Annotated in this window: 17 protein-coding genes; 9 read left to right on the forward strand and 8 right to left on the reverse strand. The window is 74.2% G+C overall.

The genetic code is table 11. The annotated features are described in order from the left end of the window. Positions 1-42: 42 nt before the first annotated feature. A complete protein-coding gene (locus CLV37_RS11265) occupies positions 43-561 on the forward strand; it encodes a pyridoxamine 5'-phosphate oxidase family protein (protein WP_211298570.1) in 519 nt (172 codons plus the stop codon). A 12-nt stretch (positions 562-573) separates the two neighbouring features. Here CLV37_RS11265 and CLV37_RS11270 read toward each other — a convergent pair whose 3' ends face one another. After that, positions 574-1,404, reverse strand: a complete 831-nt coding sequence (locus tag CLV37_RS11270; protein WP_211298571.1) for a DUF3152 domain-containing protein — start codon at positions 1,402-1,404, stop codon at positions 574-576. Between the two features lie 177 nt (positions 1,405-1,581). Here CLV37_RS11270 and CLV37_RS11280 point away from each other — a divergent pair, with 177 nt between their 5' ends. Beyond that, the gene (locus CLV37_RS11280; RefSeq protein ID WP_106210736.1) at positions 1,582-1,806 is read left to right on the forward strand and encodes a DUF3107 domain-containing protein; all 225 of its coding nucleotides are present in this window, start codon (positions 1,582-1,584) and stop codon (positions 1,804-1,806) included. A gap of 292 nt (positions 1,807-2,098) precedes the next feature. Beyond that, positions 2,099-3,865: a DEAD/DEAH box helicase gene (locus CLV37_RS11285; RefSeq protein WP_106210308.1), complete on the forward strand. Its 1,767-nt coding sequence runs from the start codon at positions 2,099-2,101 to the stop codon at positions 3,863-3,865. Between the two features lie 42 nt (positions 3,866-3,907). Here CLV37_RS11285 and CLV37_RS11290 read toward each other — a convergent pair whose 3' ends face one another. Genes CLV37_RS11290 through CLV37_RS11300 form a run of 3 tightly spaced genes read right to left on the reverse strand, consistent with a single transcriptional unit; the run spans position 3,908 to position 6,059 of the window. Then, entirely contained in the window at positions 3,908-4,513 is a 606-nt protein-coding gene (locus CLV37_RS11290; RefSeq protein ID WP_106210310.1) for a MarC family protein, read from the reverse strand. Further along, positions 4,510-5,355 (reverse strand): PHP domain-containing protein, encoded by an 846-nt coding sequence (locus tag CLV37_RS11295; RefSeq protein ID WP_106210312.1) that lies wholly within the window; start codon positions 5,353-5,355, stop codon positions 4,510-4,512. The genes CLV37_RS11290 and CLV37_RS11295 overlap by 4 nt, the downstream gene beginning before the upstream one ends. 35 nt (positions 5,356-5,390) lie before the next feature. Beyond that, entirely contained in the window at positions 5,391-6,059 is a 669-nt protein-coding gene (locus CLV37_RS11300; protein ID WP_106210314.1) for a DUF6758 family protein, read from the reverse strand. A 108-nt stretch (positions 6,060-6,167) separates the two neighbouring features. Here CLV37_RS11300 and CLV37_RS11305 point away from each other — a divergent pair, with 108 nt between their 5' ends. Then, a complete protein-coding gene (locus CLV37_RS11305; protein ID WP_170127202.1) occupies positions 6,168-7,724 on the forward strand; it encodes an aminopeptidase P family protein in 1,557 nt (518 codons plus the stop codon). A gap of 89 nt (positions 7,725-7,813) precedes the next feature. Here CLV37_RS11305 and CLV37_RS11310 read toward each other — a convergent pair whose 3' ends face one another. Both CLV37_RS11310 and CLV37_RS11315 read right to left on the reverse strand, forming a co-directional pair. After that, complete coding sequence (locus tag CLV37_RS11310) at positions 7,814-8,590, reverse strand: YflT domain-containing protein (RefSeq protein ID WP_106210316.1); 777 nt, start codon at positions 8,588-8,590, stop codon at positions 7,814-7,816. Between the two features lie 145 nt (positions 8,591-8,735). After that, on the reverse strand, positions 8,736-9,338 hold the full coding sequence (locus CLV37_RS11315; RefSeq protein WP_211298573.1) for a Dps family protein: 603 nt from the start codon (positions 9,336-9,338) through the stop codon (positions 8,736-8,738). A gap of 61 nt (positions 9,339-9,399) precedes the next feature. On the opposite strand from CLV37_RS11315, the gene CLV37_RS11320 reads away from it, so the two are divergent. From CLV37_RS11320 to CLV37_RS11335, 4 genes are all read left to right on the forward strand, one after another. Continuing rightward, on the forward strand, positions 9,400-10,725 hold the full coding sequence (locus CLV37_RS11320) for a magnesium transporter MgtE N-terminal domain-containing protein (protein WP_106210318.1): 1,326 nt from the start codon (positions 9,400-9,402) through the stop codon (positions 10,723-10,725). Beyond that, positions 10,718-11,365 (forward strand): DUF1003 domain-containing protein, encoded by a 648-nt coding sequence (locus CLV37_RS11325; RefSeq protein ID WP_106210320.1) that lies wholly within the window; start codon positions 10,718-10,720, stop codon positions 11,363-11,365. Before CLV37_RS11320 ends, CLV37_RS11325 begins: the two co-directional genes overlap by 8 nt. After that, positions 11,362-13,116 (forward strand): GspE/PulE family protein, encoded by a 1,755-nt coding sequence (locus tag CLV37_RS11330; protein WP_106210322.1) that lies wholly within the window; start codon positions 11,362-11,364, stop codon positions 13,114-13,116. Before CLV37_RS11325 ends, CLV37_RS11330 begins: the two co-directional genes overlap by 4 nt. 67 nt (positions 13,117-13,183) lie before the next feature. Then, complete coding sequence (locus CLV37_RS11335; RefSeq protein ID WP_106210324.1) at positions 13,184-14,230, forward strand: NAD(P)-dependent alcohol dehydrogenase; 1,047 nt, start codon at positions 13,184-13,186, stop codon at positions 14,228-14,230. A gap of 85 nt (positions 14,231-14,315) precedes the next feature. Here the strand turns inward: CLV37_RS11335 and CLV37_RS11340 are convergent, their stop codons facing one another. Beyond that, positions 14,316-15,674, reverse strand: a complete 1,359-nt coding sequence (locus CLV37_RS11340) for a Gfo/Idh/MocA family protein (protein ID WP_106210326.1) — start codon at positions 15,672-15,674, stop codon at positions 14,316-14,318. A gap of 99 nt (positions 15,675-15,773) precedes the next feature. Here CLV37_RS11340 and CLV37_RS11345 point away from each other — a divergent pair, with 99 nt between their 5' ends. Next, entirely contained in the window at positions 15,774-16,910 is a 1,137-nt protein-coding gene (locus tag CLV37_RS11345; protein WP_106210328.1) for a P-loop NTPase, read from the forward strand. 24 nt (positions 16,911-16,934) lie between these two features. On the opposite strand, the gene CLV37_RS11350 is transcribed toward CLV37_RS11345, so the two are convergent. Beyond that, positions 16,935-17,318, reverse strand: a complete 384-nt coding sequence (locus tag CLV37_RS11350) for a twin-arginine translocase TatA/TatE family subunit (RefSeq protein ID WP_106210330.1) — start codon at positions 17,316-17,318, stop codon at positions 16,935-16,937. Between the last annotated feature and the right edge of the window lie 5 nt (positions 17,319-17,323).

A 17,323-nucleotide genomic window follows, 5' to 3' on the forward strand; every position in this document is an offset into this window, starting at 1 on the left:
GCGCACCGGGTCGTGTCGGACCCGTGGTGCAGGGTGCGGCGCATGAGCGCGTCCCCACCACCGACCCCGCTCCCACCCGGTCCCCCGCCGCTGCGCTGGAGCGAGGTGGAGACGGCGGACCCCGGGTTCGCCGCGGCCGTGCTGGCCCGGTTCACCGCCACCAAGCACCACGTCCTGGCCTGCCTGACGAGGGACGGCTCACCGCGGGTGTGGGGCACCGAGGTGGACCGCTGGCGCGGGGACCTGCTGCTCGGCTCGATGGTGCCGGCGCGCAAGGTCGACGACCTGCGCCGCGACCCCCGGTTCGCGCTGCACGCCAACCCCGGGGACGGGTCGATGGCCGGCGGCGACGCGAAGCTGACCGGCCGCGCCGTCGAGGTCACCGACGAGGCGCTGCTGGCCGCCTACACCGACGAGCGCCGGCCCCCGCCCCCGTTCGTGCTCTTCCGCCTCGAGCTCACCTCGGTGGTGCTCACCGAACTCGACGGCGAGGGCGAGGCCGCGGTGCTGCGGATCCGCAGCCTCGCCCCCGGGCGGGCCGTGCGGACCGTGACCCGCTGAGCCGCACCGGAGCTACGGGTTCGGCCACGGGTTGGGCAGGGCCCCGTCGAGCCCCTTGGTCTGCTGCATCATCACCGGGGCGAGACGGCCGGGGCCGGGGTTCGGGTCGTGCCCGTGGCCCAGGGCGTGACCGATCTCGTGGTTGACGACGTACTGGCGGTAGCCGGTGCGGTCCTCGCCGTAGTCCGTGATGGCCTCCACCCAGCGGTACCAGGTGAGGATCGCGGCGTCGCCGTGGCGGCAGGACAGCGTCCCGTTCGTGCGCAGCGGCCGGCACATCGCCGCGGAGGTGTCCGGGCTGGCCAGGACGAGGCGCATCTCGGCGTCCCCGTCGGTCCGGGCGAAGCTCATCGTGCCCCCCGCGCCCCAGCTGCGGGGGTCGTTGAGGACACCGAGCGCGAAGTCGGCGAAGGCCGCGGGGTCGAGGACGCCGGCGTCCACGAGGGACTGCTCCACCTCCACGCGCACGGTGCGGACGCGGGCCGACGGCGGGGCGGGGCTGGAACCGGGGACGACGGACAGGGTCCCGTCGCCGGACTGCGGGACCTCCCGGCGCAGCACGCCGGCGGTGACGTCGGCCGCGGTGAGACCGGCCGGCGGCGCGGGCGTCGTCGCCGTGGGGGTCTGCGGGGTCGTCTCCGGGGTGGCCGCCGAGGTGGCCGCCGGGGTCGTCGGGGTCGTCGGGGAGGCCGTCGACCCGGAGGGGGCGGGGCCCGAGGTGCTCCCCGCCGCGGTCCCGGGGGTGCTCGCGGAGCCGGGGCTGCCCGTGCACGCGGCGAGCGCCAGCCCGACGGCGCCCAGGACGAGGGCGCGACGGGCGGAGGCGGGGTGCGGGACGGCCACGGCCGCAGCATGTCACCGCCCGTGCGCGGCCTGCGGACCGGCCGCCGGCGCGGTCCGTCCGTCCGCTGGGGGCGAACCGGAACGCCGCCGCCGGGCGGGCACGACTAGCGTGGAGCGGCGGCCGCCCGTTCGGCCGTGGAACGAGTCCAGATCAGCGAGACCCTGGAGGGGACTGCGGTGGAGGTTCGGATCGGCGTGCAGAACGTCGCACGCGAGCTGGTGTTCGAGTCGGCCCAGACCAGCGAGGAGATCACCGCCGCCGTCGCGGAGGCCCTCACGGCCGGCACGGTGCTGAAGCTGTCGGACGAGAAGGGCCGCCAGGTCGTGGTGCCCGCCGCGAGCATCGGCTACCTCGACATCGGCGTGCAGGAGAAGGGCAAGGTCGGGTTCGGGATCTCCTGAACCGGCGGACGCGCGGGGGGCGGTGGCGCACGGCGTCACCCCCTCCGGTGCGCTCGGTGATCCGCTGATGATCGGCTGATGATCGGCACGGCGTCACGCCGGCGGTGCCGCCGGTTACCATGGTGGGGTTCAGGGTTGCCCGGTCGCCAGTCACGATCGGCTGCCGACTGCCGCGACGCGGCTGCACGCCCCGCCTGACGACGTTCCCCGCCCCTGGCTCCTCGACTGCCGAGAGCCTCACCCGCGGGTCCCGCGCGGGCGCCGCCGCCGTCGCCCCTCGCACGGGAGACGCATGACCGACACCAGCACTACCGAGACCACCCCCACCGGGACCGACGAGACCGGGACCGACGAGACCGGGACCGACGAGACGTCGCTGCCGGTGCACCACATCGGCACCTTCGCCGAGCACGGCGTGGACCCGCGCATCGCGCAGTCCCTCGCCGGCGCGGGGATCACGACCCCGTTCCCCATCCAGGCCATGACGCTGCCGGTGGCGCTGACCGGGCACGACATCATCGGCCAGGCCAAGACGGGGACGGGCAAGACGCTCGGCTTCGGCGTGCCGCTGCTGCAGCGCACCGCCGTCCAGGGCGACCCCGAGTACGACCGGCTGCCGCACCCCGGCAAGCCGCAGGCGCTCGTCGTCGTCCCCACCCGCGAGCTCGCCGTCCAGGTCGCCGGTGACCTGACGACCGCGAGCCGCAACTACCCCGTGCGCATCCTCACCGTCTACGGCGGCCGCGCGTACGAACCGCAGATCGAGGCCCTGACCAAGGGCGTCGACGTCGTCGTCGGCACGCCGGGCCGACTGCTGGACCTGGCCAAGCAGCGCCACCTGGACCTGTCCAACGTGGTGTGCGTCGTGCTCGACGAGGCCGACGAGATGCTCGACCTGGGCTTCCTGCCCGACGTCGAGCGGCTGCTGGCGCAGACCAACCCCGCCCGCCAGACGATGCTGTTCTCGGCGACGATGCCCGGCCCGGTCGTGGCGATGGCGCGCTCGTACATGCGTCAGCCGACCCACATCCGCGCGGTCGACCCCACCGACGACGGCGCCACCGTCGCGGCCATCACGCAGTTCGCCTACCGGGCCCACGCCCTCGACAAGGTCGAGGTGCTGGCCCGGATGCTGCAGGCCACCGGCCGCGGGCTGACGATCGTCTTCAGCCGCACCAAGCGCACGGCGGCCTCGGTGGCCGAGCAGCTGACCGAGCGGGGCTTCGCCGCCGCGTCCATCCACGGCGACCTGGGCCAGGGGGCGCGCGAGCAGGCGCTGCGCGCGTTCCGGCACGGCAAGGTCGACGTGCTGGTCGCCACCGACGTCGCCGCCCGCGGCATCGACGTCGAGGACGTCACGCACGTCGTGAACTACCAGTGCCCCGAGGACGAGAAGACGTACCTGCACCGCATCGGGCGCACGGGTCGCGCCGGCAACACCGGGGTGGCGGTCACGTTCGTCGACTGGGACGAGATGCCCCGGTGGTCGCTGATCGACAAGGCGCTGGGCCTGGGCTTCGGCGAACCGGTGGAGACCTACTCGACGTCCCCGCACCTGTTCGACGACCTCGGCATCCCGGCCGGCACGACGGGCCGGCTGCCGCGTACGCAGCGCACGCGCGCCGGGCTGGAGGCCGAGCAGGTCGAGGACCTCGGTGAGGTCGGCGCCGCCAAGGGCCGCCGCGGCGGTCGCGGGGGCGGCGACCGCAAGAGCGGTGGACGCGGCGGCCGCGACCGGGCGCCCGAGGTGGGCGAAGGCGCTGCGGCGGGTGTCGAGGAGGGCGTCGAGGAGCCCCGCGAGGAGCGGCCCCGCCGCACCCGCACCCGCCGCCGCACCCGCTCGGGCGTCGACGTGGGCACCGACGCGGGCACCGACGCGGGCACCGACGCTCAGCCGGTCGACGGGACCACCGGCGGCACGGACGGGACCGGCGCGCCGGTCGTCGCCGACGGGGACGCGGGTGAGGCCGGCGCGCCGGCTCCCCGCCGTCGTCGCCGCACGCGGTCGACGGCGAGCGCCGAGACGACGAACGGGACGACTGGCCCCGTCACCGACTGACGGAGCCGAGCGCGTGAGCCCGGGGTGCCCAGCACCCCGGGCTCACGTCGTGCCGACGACGAAGGCCCGCACGGCGTCGGCGATGAGCTGGACGGCGATGGCCGACAGCAGCAGACCGGCGACCCGGGTCACGAGCAGGACGCCGGAGTCGCCGAGGAGCTTGTGGACGAGCCCGGCGAAGCGCATGGCGAGCCACAGCGTCACGTGCACGGCGATGACGCCGAGGGCGATGGCGGTCCAGTCGCGCACGCCGTGCGACTGCTGGACGAAGACCATCGTCGCCACGATCGCGCCGGGCCCGGCGAGCAGCGGGGTCCCCAGCGGGACCATCGCCACGTTCACCCCGACCGTGCTCGTCGGCTCGTCGCCCTTGCCGGTCAGCAGTTCCAGGGCGATGAGCAGCAGCAGCAGCCCACCGGCCGCCTGCAGCGACGGCAGGCTGATGTGCAGGTAGTCGAGGATGCGCTGCCCGAAGACGGCGAACGCGACGATGACCCCGAAGGCGACGACCACGGCCTGCCGGGCAGCGCGCGAGCGCTGCGCGGGGCTGAAGCTGGCCGTCAGCCCGAGGAAGATCGGGACCGTCCCCAGCGGGTCCATGATGACGAACAGGGTGACGAAGGACTCGCCGAACAGTTGCCAGTTCACGCCGGGTGCACGACCCGCTCGGCCGCCAGGGCGTCGATGCGCTGCAGCGACTCGGGGTCGGTCGTGTTCTCCCCCAGCAGGTTCCGCTTCCCGGTGCCGTGGTAGTCGCTGGAACCGGTGACGAACAGGCCCAGGGAGCGGGCGACGTCGCGCAGGTGCGCGCGCTCGGCGTCGGAGTGGTCGCGGTGGTCGACCTCGAGGCCGGCCATCCCGGCCGCGGCCATCGCCTCGATCTCGCCGTCGTCGATGCAGCTGCCGCGCTTGGAGGCGGCCGGGTGCGCGATGACCGGCACCCCGCCGGCGGCCGTGACGCGCCGGACGGCCTCGAGGGGGTCCGGGGCGGTCTGCGGGACGAAGTACTTGCCGCGCCCCGACAGCAGGGTGGCGAAGGCCTCGTCGCGGTCGGCGACGACACCGCGCGCCACGAGGGCGTCGGCGATGTGGGGACGGCCGATGGTCGCGGGCCCGTGGACCTGCGCCTCGACGTCGGCCCAGCTCAGGCCGGTGTCGGGCCCGAGGCGTTCGACCATGCGCCGGGCGCGGCCCACGCGGGAGCTGCGCGACTCGGCGAGCATCGCCACGAGGGCGGGGTCGTCGGGGTCGTGGAGGTAGGACAGCAGGTGCACGGACACCCCACGGAGCAGACAGCTGATCTCGACCCCCGGCACGAACCGGAGCCCTTCTCGATCGGCCGCGGCCGTGGCCTCCGCCCAGCCCGTGCTCGTGTCGTGGTCGGTGAGGGCGACGACGTCGAGTCCGGCCTGCGCTGCGGAGGCGATCACGTCGGCCGGGGATTGTGTCCCGTCGGACGCCGTGGAGTGCGTGTGCAGGTCGATGCGCACGACACGACTTTACGCGGTCCGGGGCCGGTGCCCGCTCACGCGCGCGCGGGCACGTCCAGCCGGGCCCAGTGCAGTCGCGGCGACGGCGCCCCGCACGGCACGTCGAGCTCGTGGGCGGGATCGCGCAGGTCGACGAGGTGCAGGTCGTCCAGCAGCGTCACCCCGGCCGTCGCGGGCCACAGCAGCGCCCACAGCCAGACGGCCCCGGCCTCCCCCACCAGCACCGCGCGGTCGCCGTCGGCCGGCACGCTCCACAGGGGCGTGGAGGCTCCGGCGGCGTGCAGGCGCACCGCGGGCCGGCCGGTCACCAGCCCCTCCCCGGGGTCGAGGTCGTCGCGGCCGGCCAGGTGGGCCCCCAGGCCTGTGCCGGGCTGCTCGGAGACCAGCAGCAGGTCCGCGACGCGCGGGCCGCCCGCCGGGCCGTGGTGCGGGCCGCTGACGGCGACCACGACGGCCTGCGCCTCGTGCTTGTCGTCGCGAACGCACCGGGTCCCGGTGACGAGCCAGCCGTCCGGCAGCGGCCACGGCAGCCACACGGGGACGTCGGAGTGCCGGGCGATCCAGGCCAGGTGCTCGGAGTCGGCCGGGTGCGGCGGCTGCAGGGGGACCACCTCCCCGTGCACCGCGCAGGTGTGTCCGGAGTGCCAGATGCTGGGTGCCCTCACCGCGGAGTCGCAGCGGGGGCACTGCGCTGTACCGCCCATACCCCACGGTGGCCCCGATGCCCGTCGATCGTCAACCTGTGCTCACGCAGCGTGTCCGGTGCGCGCGGTGGCGGGACAACCCGCACCGGTCGGGGCGATGATGACGGGGTGACTTCCTCCCAGACGAGCACCGACACGTCCGACCCGATCGAGGGGGTCGAGCAGGTCCTGGACGTCCAGGCGCCCGAGACGAGCGGGGCGACGGTCGCCCCGGCCGTGGGCGAGGAGACCGACCACCGCACCACTCCCCGCTCGGAGGCCTTCCGCCGGTTCATCGCCGACGGCTGGGGCCCGCGCCCGGCCCAGGACCTCACCCTCGCGGAGGTGGCCCCGTTCGCGGCCCGCCGCCGCGAGGCGCTGTCCGCGCTGTTCCCCGGCGAGGTCCTCGTCGTCCCGGCCGGCACCCTGGTGCGGCGCTCCAACGACACCGACTACCGCTTCCGGCCGCACTCGGCCTTCGCCCACCTCACGGGCCTGGGCACCGACCGCGAGGCCGACGCCGTCCTCGTGCTGCACCCGCGCCACGACGGTCACGAGGCGGTGCTCTACGTCCGCCCGCAGGCCGGCCGGGACACCGAGGAGTTCTTCGCCGACGCCCGCTACGGCGAGCTGTGGGTCGGCCCGCGCGAGTCGCTGGCGGCCCTGGCGGCGCAGACCGGCCTCGCCTGCCACGACATCGGCGCCCTGGCCGAGGAGGTCGGCGCCAGCCGCGCGGAGGCCAAGGGGCTGCGCCTCGTGCCCGACGCCGACCCCGGGGTGACGACGCTGGTCACGCCGCTGCGCGGGGAGGTCCCCGACAAGACCGACGACGAGTTCGTCACGGCCCTGTCCGAGCTGCGCCTGGTCAAGGACGCGTGGGAGGTCGGGCAGCTGCGCGAGGCGATCGCGGCCAGCGCCCGGGGCTTCGAGCAGGTCGTGCGGGCCCTGCCCCGCGCCGTCGGCCACCCGCGCGGTGAGCGCGTCGTCGAGGCCACCTTCGACGGCAACGCGCGCGTCGAGGGCAACGCGGTGGGCTACGAGACCATCTCCGCCGCGGGCGACCACGCCTGCACGCTGCACTGGATCCGCAACGACGGGGCGGTCTCACCGGGGCAGCTGCTGCTCCTGGACGCCGGGGTCGAGGTCGACTCCCTCTACACCGCCGACGTGACGCGGACCCTGCCCGTGGACGGCACGTTCACCGAGCCCCAGCGGCGCGTCTACCAGGCTGTGCTCGACGCCGCGGAGGCGGCGTTCGCCGTCGCGAAGCCGGGGGTGAGGTTCCGCGAGGTGCACGAGGCCGCGATGACCGTCGTCGCCGAGCGGCTGTCCGCGTGGGGCATGCTCCCGGTCGACGCGAAGACCTCCCTGGAGCAGGACGGGCAGTTCCACCGGCGCTGGATGCCGCACGGCACGAGCCACCACCTCGGCCTCGACGTCCACGACTGCGCCCAGGCCCGCAAGGAGATGTACCTCGACGCCGAACTGCGCGAGGGCATGGTGTTCACGATCGAACCCGGGATCTACATCAAGACCGAGGACGAGCTCGCCCCCGTCGAGCTGCGCGGGATCGGGGTCCGGATCGAGGACGACGTGCTCGTGACGGCCGACGGCGTCGAGAACCTCAGCGCCGCGCTGCCGCGGACCCCCGAGGCCGTCGAGGCGTGGATGGCCTCCCTGCGCTGAGACCGGTGCGCTGTCCCGTTCCGGCACGCTGACTCCCCGGTGCCTCTCACCGGGACCGGGGAGTCAGCGTGCCGGAACGGACACCGGGACTACTGCGAGCCGCCCTGCTCCTCGCGCGCCCGCGCCTCGGCGGCCCGGCGCTCGCGGCGGGCCTGCTCGACCTTCTCGGCGTACGTCGGGCCCGACAGGTCCATCGGCGCGGGCTCCGGCTCCTTCTCGAAGCTGGGCGGCGGCGGCTGGTCGGAGGGGGCCGAGCCGGGCTCGGGCGGCGGCATGTACGGCTGGGTACCTCCGGGCGGCGGGCCCCACGGCCGCGTCGGCGGCTGCTCCGGGGCGCCCCAGGGGGCGGCGCCGGCGGCCGGGCCGGTGCCCTTGCCCAGGCCGTTGGGCAGGCGGGACAGCACGTCGCGGGCCTGACCGGCCAGCTGCGGCAGGCACAGCACGGTGTACTGCGAGGCGACGATCTGCGAGCTCGACGTGAAGTCGCGGCGGCCGCCGGTCAGCGCGTAGGAGATGACGCCGAACAGCATCCCGAAGCCGGCGCCGACGAGGATGCCCGTCACGAGCGCCCCCGTCCCGCCGGGGCCGAAGACGCTGAGCATCAGCCCGATGAGCAGACCGAACCACGCGCCCGACGCGGCGCCCGCCCCGGCGGCGCGGCCGTAGGTGAGCCGGCCGGTGACGCGTTCGACCATCTGCAGCCCGTTGCCGACGATGGTCACGTTCTGCACCGGGAAGTGCTCGTCGGAGAGGAAGTCGACGGCGCGCTGCGCCTCGGAGTACGTGTCGTAGCGGCCGATCGCCTCCCCCTGGGGCGGCGTGGGGGTGCTGATCCGCTGCGGACCCATGGGTCCGAGGTTCGACATGGGACGTCCTCACCGGTGGCCGGCCCGTCCCGCGACGTCGGCGCGGGATCGGGTGGGCGACCTCTCGCTGGAGATCACCCGTCATCTTGCCCAACGCGGCGGGAGCCGCGAACGTGCCCCCACGTCCGCGGCTCCCGGCCGGTGCTCAGGCCTTGCGCTTGGCGCCCGCACGACCGCCGGCGTCGCGTGCCGCGGCCACCTCGCTGCTGGCCTCCGAGGTCGACAGCTGCCCGCCGGAGGTCTCCAGGTGCGCGCGCACGAACCAGTGGAACTGCTCCAGCTGGCCGGCCTGGGCGATGAGCATGTCCTGGGTGACGAGGTCGAGGTCGTCGGTCGTCTCGATGGCCGCGCGGTGGTCGGTGATGACCCCGCTGTAGACCAGGTCGAGGGCCCCGAGGTGCTCGATGGCCCCCGCCCGCCCGATCGAGTAGTCGTCCCAGCCGCGGTCGGCGACCAGCGCGCCGGGGGTCCCGACGGGCGACAGCCCCAGGGTCGCGATGCGCTCGGCCGTGGTGTCGGCCATCTCGCGCACGGCGTCGACCTGCGGGTCGAGCATCTCGTGGACGGCGACGAAGTGCGGGCCGACCACGTTCCAGTGGACGTGCTTCAGCGTCAGGTGCAGGTCCGTGAGGGCGTTGAGCCGGTCCTGCAGGAGCCGGGCGATCTGCGCGCCCTGCTCGGTCGTCATCCCCGGGATGGTGAAGCGGGGGGTGCCCTCGGACGTCATCTTCTTGCTCTCCTTGGCCATGGCGTCACCGTAGGAGCGCCCCTGCCCGCTCGCGAGCCGGAAGACCTCTAGCCTGCACGGTGTGACCGGTTCCACCACACGCCTCTTCGCCGCCCGGCTGGCCGGCACGTCGGTGTTCGACCCGCAGGGCGACCAGGTCGGCCGCGTCCGCGACGTGGTGGGGATGCTCAGACCGCGCGGCCCGGTGCGCGTCATCGGCCTGGTCGTCGAGGTGCCCGGCCGCCGCCGCGTGTTCGTGCCCATGACGCGCGTCACGAGCATCGACGCGGGCCAGGTCATCACGACGGGCCTGGTGAACATGCGCCGCTTCGAGCAGCGCGGCACCGAGACGCTGCTGCTGGCCGAGCTGCTCGACCGCACGGTCGAGCTCGCCGACGGCAGCGGCCCGGCGACGATCGAGGACCTCGGCCTGGACGCGGTGCGCGCCCGCGACTGGCAGCTGACCCGCCTGTTCGTGCGGCGCGGGACCGCCCCGCGCGGGCTGGCCGGGCGGTTGCGCCGCCGAGGGGACACCCTGACCGTCGGCCTGGACGACCTGCAGGGTGGCGTGCTGAGCCTGGCCTCGGCCGACCTGGACCAGGGCGCGACGAACCTGCTGGCCGCCTTCGAGGAGCTCAAGGCCACCGACCTGGCCGACGTCATCCACGAGCTGACGCCCAAGCGGCGCCGAGAGGTCGCGGCCGCCCTGGACGACGAGCGCCTCGCCGACGTCCTGGAGGAGCTGCCCGAGGACGACCAGATCGAGATCCTGTCCGGGCTCGAGGGCGGGCGCGCGGCCCACGTCCTGGAGGAGATGCAGCCCGACGACGCCGCCGACCTGCTCTCGGAGCTGCCCACGGACCAGGCCGAGCGGCTCATGCAGCTCATGGACCCCGACGAGGCCGAGCCGGTCCGCCGGTTGCTGGCCTACGACGACTACACCGCCGGTGGGCTCATGACGACCGACCCGGTGGTGCTGGCCCCGGACGCCACGGTGGCCGAGGCCCTCGCGCACGTGCGCCGGACCGAGCTGAACGTGCCGCTGGCCACCGCCGTGTTCGTCTGCCGGCCCCCGCTGGAGACGCCCACGGGCCGCTACCTGGGGACCGCGCACCTGCAACGGCTGCTGCGCGAACCCCCGCAGACGGCGCTGGGGCAGATCCTCGACAACGACATCGACCCCCTGGCCCCGGAGGAGACGCTGCAGGCCGTGACCCGCCGGCTGGCGGCGTACAACCTCGTGAGCCTGCCGGTGGTCGACGAGGACGGGCACCTGCTCGGCGCGGTCACCGCCGACGACGTCCTGGACCACCTGCTGCCCGAGGACTGGCGCGACGCCGACGAGGACGAGGACCTCGAGGGGATCGGCGCGCCCGGCGCCGGCCCGGCGGGGGGCACCGGTGCCTGAGCTGCGTCGCGCGCGCCGCGAGGAGCGGCGCCCCGTGTCCCTGGACACCCCCCGCGAGACCCGCCGGCAGCTGCTGGCGCGCCCGGAGTTCGACCCGGACGCGTTCGGCCGGGCCTCGGAGCAGTTCGCCCGGTTCATGGGGACCGGCCGGTTCCTCGTCTACATGACGGCGTTCGTCGCGTTCTGGGCCGGCTGGAACACCCTGGCGCCGGCGGCGTGGCGGTTCGACTCCTACCCCTTCATCTTCCTGACGCTGGTCCTGTCGCTGCAGGCGTCCTACGCGGCGCCGCTGATCCTGCTGGCGCAGAACCGCCAGGACGACCGCGACCGCGTCCTCAACGAGCAGGACCGCTCGCGCGACGAGCGCGCGCTGGCCGACACCGAGTACCTCACGCGGGAGGTCGCGGCCCTGCGCATCGCGCTGCGCGACGTGGCGACCCGCGACTTCGTCCGCTCGGAGCTGCGCTCCATCCTGGAGGAGCTGGCCGACGAGGGCGTCACCGTCTCGGCCTCGCCCTCGCGCGACGCCAAGCGCAAGGGCAACGGCAAGAAGCGCAAGCGGGTGCCGTCCGAGGCTCCCGCCGTGCCCGCGAGCGCGGACTCAGGTCCGGAGGGTGATCTGCCGACACCTGCAGGGTGACGACTCTCGACGACGCCACCGGAGCACCCGGCACCGCCGCACCGCAGCCTGCCCCCCAGGTCCGCAAGCGGTTGGGTGACGTCCTCGTCGAGAAGGGCCTGCTGGTCCCGGAGGACCTCGAGGTGGCGCTGGCCGAGCAGCGCACGGTCGAGGGCCCGCGCCGCCGTCTGGGTCAGATCCTCGTCGACCTGGGCATGGTGTCCGAGGCGGAGCTCGCCCAGTGCCTGGCCGAGCTGCTGAACCTCGAGCACGTCGACCTCTCGCGCATCAACCTCGCCCCCGACGTCGTGCGGATCCTGCCGCGCGCGGTCGCCGAGCGCTGCCGGGTGCTCGTCCTGGACAAGACGCCGGAGTACCTGCTGGTCGCGGCCGCGGACCCGACGAACGTCCTCGCGCTCGACGACGTCAAGCTGTACACCCGCACGCCCGAGCTGCACGTCGTCGTGGCGATGGACTCCCAGATCCGCGACCACCTCGCGCGCGCGTGGTCCCTGACCGAGGACACCTCGCAGGTCTCGCGGATGGTCGAGGACGCCACCGACGACGACGACGAGGACCCGCTGGCCGCGCTCAACGGCTCGGTCGACGACGACGCCCCCATCGTCAAGCTCGTCAACCGGATCTTGTCCGACGCCGTGCGCCTGCGCTGCTCCGACATCCACCTGGAGTCCCAGCGCGACCAGCTGCGCGTGCGGTTCCGCGTCGACGGCCTGCTGCGCGACGTCATGAGCGCCCCCAAGCGCGTGGCGCCCAGCGTCATCAGCCGCATCAAGATCATCTCCGGTCTCGACATCTCCGAGCGCCGCATCCCCCAGGACGGCCGCACGCGCGTGATGGTCGACGGGGCGGCCATCGACTGCCGCGTCTCGACGCTGCCGGCGTTGCACGGGGAGAAGATCGTCATCCGTCTGCTGACGCGCGGCGACGACGTCCCGTCGCTGGAGTCGCTGGGCTTCGAGCCCGAGCAGCTGGACATCTTCAACAAGGCGCTGTCGGTGCCGCAGGGTCTGGTCCTCATCACCGGCCCGACGGGCTCTGGCAAGACGAACACCCTGTACGCCGCGATCCACGCGACGATGTCGCCGGAGAAGAACATCATCACGCTGGAGGACCCGGTCGAGGTCCAGCTGCCAGGCATCACGCAGGTGCAGGTGCACGCCAAGGTCGGGATGACGTTCTCGGCCGGGCTGCGCTCGGTCCTGCGCCAGGACCCCGACATCGTCCTGATCGGTGAGGTCCGTGACACCGAGACGGCCGAGCTGGCGCTCAAGGCGTCGATGACGGGTCACCTCGTGCTCTCGACGCTCCACACGAACTCGGCCGTCGGGGCTCTGACGCGCCTGGTCGACATGGGGGCCGCGCCGTTCCTGGTGGCGTCCTCGCTGACGGCGGCCATCGCCCAGCGCCTGGTCCGCAAGCCGTGCGACTCGTGCGCCGACGGGTACATCCCCGACGAGGACACCCTGGCGCTGCTGGACCTGACGATCGAGGACATCCTCGACGCGACGCCGCTGAAGGGCACCGGCTGCCCCGAGTGCGGCGGGTCGGGCTACCGGGGCCGCACGGCGGTCTACGAGGTGCTCGACGTGACCCCGAGCGTGCGCAAGGTGCTCATGCACGACGCGACGGAGGCGGCGCTGCTGGAGGAGGCCCAGCGCATCGGCATGAAGAGCCTGCGCGAGTCGGCGCTGGCCAAGGCGATGCGCGGGGAGACGACCTTCGAGGAGGTCATCCGCGTCACCGCGGGCTGACCGACACCTGTTGATCTGAGGGGCGTAGGCTCCTCGGCGAACCACTCGCCGAGGAGAGGAGACTGCCGTGCGCGCAGTCCAGTACCGGACCATCGGGGGCGCCCCGGAGGTCGTGGAGATCGAGCGGCCCACGCCGGGGCCGGGCCAGGTCCTGCTCGAGGTGACGGCCGCCGGGATCTGCCACTCCGACGACTTCGTCATGAACCTGCCGGCCGAGCAGTACACCTACGGCCTGCCGCTGACCCTGGGCCACGAGGGTGCCGGCCGCGTCGTCGAGCTCGGCCCCGGCGCCGAGGGCGTCGAGGTCGGCACGAACGTCGTCGTCTACGGCCCGTGGGGCTGCGGCGTCTGCCACCTGTGCGCGCAGGGCAAGGAGAACTACTGCCCCCGCGCCGCCGAGCTGGGCATCTACCCGCCCGGGCTCGGAGCCCCCGGCGCGCTGGCCGAGTTCATGGTCGTCGACTCCCCGCGCCACCTCGTGCCGATCGGCGACCTCGACCCGGTGAAGACCGTCCCGCTGACCGACGCGGGCCTGACGCCGTACCACGCGATCAAGCGGTCGCTGGGCAAGCTGCGGGCGGGCTCGGCCGCCGTCGTCATCGGCACCGGCGGCCTGGGCCACCTGGCCATCCAGATCCTGCGCGCCCTGTCCCCCGCGCGCGTGATCGCCCTCGACGTCACCGACGACAAGCTCGCCTTGGCCACCGCGGTCGGCGCGCACGACGTCGTGCTGTCGGACGCCGGCGCGGCGGCGAACGTCCGCAGGCTGCTGGGCGGGCGGGGCGCTCAGCTCGTCCTCGACTTCGTCGGCGCGCAGCCGACCATCGACACCGCGATGGCCGTGGCCGACGTGGAGTCCGACGTGACGATCGTCGGCATCACGAACACCCCCGCCGCCGCGCAGGTCGGCTTCTTCCGGCAGGCCTACGAGGCGTCGGTGACGGTCCCCTACTGGGGGTCGCGCTCCGAGCTCATCGAGCTGGTCGACCTGGCCCACCAGGGCGTGTTCGACGTGCACACCGAGACCTTCGCGATGGCCGACGCCCCGGCCGCCTACGAGCGCCTGGCCGCCGGGACCCTGACCGGGCGCGCGGTCGTCGTCCCCTCCCTCTGACCCGGCCGCTCCAGCCCGCCGAAGGCACACCTCGCGCCCTGCGGGAACGTTCCCGCAGGGCGCGAGGTGTGCTTCGGGCGGGGTCCTACGACGCGGCGACGGCGCCGAGGGCGAGCGCGCCGGGGCCCAGGTCGAGGTCGGTCGTGCGGACGGCCCGCCCCGTCTCCAGCGAGGCGTTGCCCGCGATCCCGACGACGACGGACCGGACCCCGTCGCGCCAGGACGCGGTGCGCCCCAACGGGTCCGCCGACGGCCCGGCGAACACGTCGCGCAGCAGCAGCGCGTCGCCGCCGCCGTGGCCACCCTCACCGGTGGGGATCTCGACCTCGCGGGCGGCGGCGAAGTGCTGCTGCACGACGAGCCGCTCGGACACCGGCCGGGTCTCGTCCCGCCCCACGCCCTCGGGGTGCATGCTCGGGTCGACGACCCCGTCGGCCAGCGGCACCGAGCCGCGCTCGACCACGGTCAGCTCGGCGCGACCGCGGGTCCCGTTGACGCTGACGACGTACCCCTCCCACGGGGAGTGGGCGTTGAGCGCGTAGGACATCGTCGCGGTCCCGCGCTCCACCGCGTAGTCCACGACGAGGGCGAGGTTGTCCTCGATGGTGATGCCGGCGTCGAAGACGTCGCGGTCGCGCAGGTACCCGTCGTACCCCTCGTTCTCCAGGTACAGCTCGCGGTACGTCGCGTTCGCGGCCAGGTCGAGGGAGAACGCGTCGGCGCGCCCGGCCTCCGACGTCCCGCGCGGCGGCCGGGGCCCCAGGCCGCGGGCGGCGGCGTTCTCGGCGCCGTAGAAGCGCAGCCCGCCGCTGGCGTAGACCCGGGTGGGCGTCCCGGCGATCCACCAGTTCACCAGGTCGAAGTGGTGGGAGCTCTTGTGGACCAGCAGGCCGCCGGAGTTCTCCTTCTGCCGGTGCCAGCGGCGGAAGTAGTCCGCGCCGTGGGCGGTGTCGAGGACCCACTCGAAGTGGACGGAGGTGACCTCGCCGATCTCGCCGTCGGCGATGACGCGCTTGAGCGCGCTGTTGCGCGGGGCGTACCGGTAGTTGAAGGTCACGAGGACCTCGCGCCCCGTGCGCTCGACCGCCTCGGCGATGCGGCGCACGCCGTCCTCGGTGGTGGTCAGGGGTTTCTCGACGACGGCGTCGGCGCCGGCGTCGAGGGCGGCCACGACGTAGTCGGCGTGGAAGCGGTCCGGGGTCGTGACGACGACGCGGTCGATCCCCAGGCGGCGCACGACGTCCGCGAGGTCGGCCGGGTCGAACAGCTCCGGCGCGGCCAGACCGGCGGCGACGAGGCGCCGCTGGTGGACCTGCGCCCGGCCGGGGTTGGTGTCCCCGAGGGCGACGAGCTCGCCGTCGCCGGCGTGGGCCCCGGCGAGGGCGTCGAGGTACATGGTCGCCCGGGAGCCGGTCCCGACGAGCGCGTAGCGGCGAGCGGACAAGGTTCCTCCACGGCGAGGGCTGGCGAAAGGGAAGCGCTTTCCGGCCTACCCTGTCACCGCCGTTCGGGACGGTCAACCACCGCCACGTACCCTGGGGCCATGCCTGGCCCCGAGAGCGTGCGCACCGCAGTCCTGCAGGCTCTGACGTCCGTGGACGACCCCGAACTGCACCGCCCGATCACCGATCTGGGCATGGTCGAGCGCGTCGACGTCGACGACGCGGGCCACGTGGACGTCAAGGTGCTGCTCACGACGGCCGGCTGCCCCATGCGCGACACCCTGACCCGCGACGTCACCGCCGCCGTGCGCACCGTCGAGGGCGCGCGCTCGGTCCGCGTCCACCTCGGGGAGATGACGCCGGAGCAGCGCCGTGAGCTGACCGCCAAGGTCCGCGGCACGACGGGCGCCGCGCCCACCATCCCGTTCAACGACCCGGGCAACCTGACGCGCGTCTACGCCGTGGCCTCCGGCAAGGGCGGTGTGGGCAAGTCCAGCGTCACCGCGAACCTCGCCGCGGCCATGGCCGCGGACGGCCTGCGCGTCGGTCTGCTCGACGCCGACGTCCACGGCTTCTCGATCCCCCGGCTGCTCGACGTGCAGGGCAAGCCGACCAAGGTCGAGGACATGATCATCCCGCCCGTCGCGCACGGGGTCCGGGTCATCTCGATCGGCATGTTCGTCCCCGGCAACCAGCCCGTCGCCTGGCGCGGGCCGATGCTGCACCGGGCCCTGCAGCAGTTCGCCTCCGAGGTGTTCTGGGGCGACCTCGACGTCCTCCTGCTCGACCTGCCGCCCGGGACCGGCGACATCGCCATCAGCGTCGGTCAGCTGCTGCCCACGGCCGAGGTCCTCGTCGTGACGACCCCGCAGGTCGCGGCGGCCGAGGTGGCCGAACGCGCGGGGGCGGTGGCGAGCCAGACCGAGCAGCGCGTCGTCGGGGTCGTGGAGAACATGAGCTGGCTGGAGCTGCCCGACGGGCAGCGCATGGAGGTCTTCGGCTCCGGCGGCGGCGCGGCCGTGGCCCGGTCGCTGTCGCAGACGCTGGGGACCGAGGTGCCCCTGCTCGGGCAGGTCCCGATGGACGTGGCGCTGCGCGAGGGCGGCGACGCCGGGACGCCCGTCGTGCTCTCGCACCCCGACTCCCCCGCCGCGACGGTCCTGCGCGACCTGGCGCGCACCCTGGCCCGGCGTCCGCGCGGGCTCGCGGGGCGCCGGCTCGGGGTCAGCGTCGCCTGAGGGGCCGGCGCCGGACGGCGACCGTCAGGTGGCGTCCTCGTCGTAGGGGACGGGCGACGGCTTCGCCTCCGACGGCTTCTTGCCGAGGTCGACCGCGCCGGCCGACCCGTTGGCCGTCACCTTCTTCGGTGCCGGTTCGTCGTCGTCGTCGTTCCACGCCTCGGTGAGGGCTTCACGCACGATGCGGCGGGGGTCGTACTGCCGCGGGTCGAGCTTCTGCCAGTCGATGTCGTCGAACTCGGGGCCGAGTTCCTCGCGCATCTGCGCCTGGGCGCCCTTGGCGAAGCGTCGTGCGGACTTGACGAGACTGGCCAGTTGCTCGGCGTAGTGCGGCAGCCGCTCGGGTCCGAGGACTACCAGCGCCACGACGAGGAGGACGAGGAACTCGCCCCCGTTGATGCCGAACACGGGGC

This window comes from Kineococcus rhizosphaerae (genome assembly GCF_003002055.1).
Classification (GTDB): Bacteria; Actinomycetota; Actinomycetes; order Actinomycetales; family Kineococcaceae; genus Kineococcus; species Kineococcus rhizosphaerae.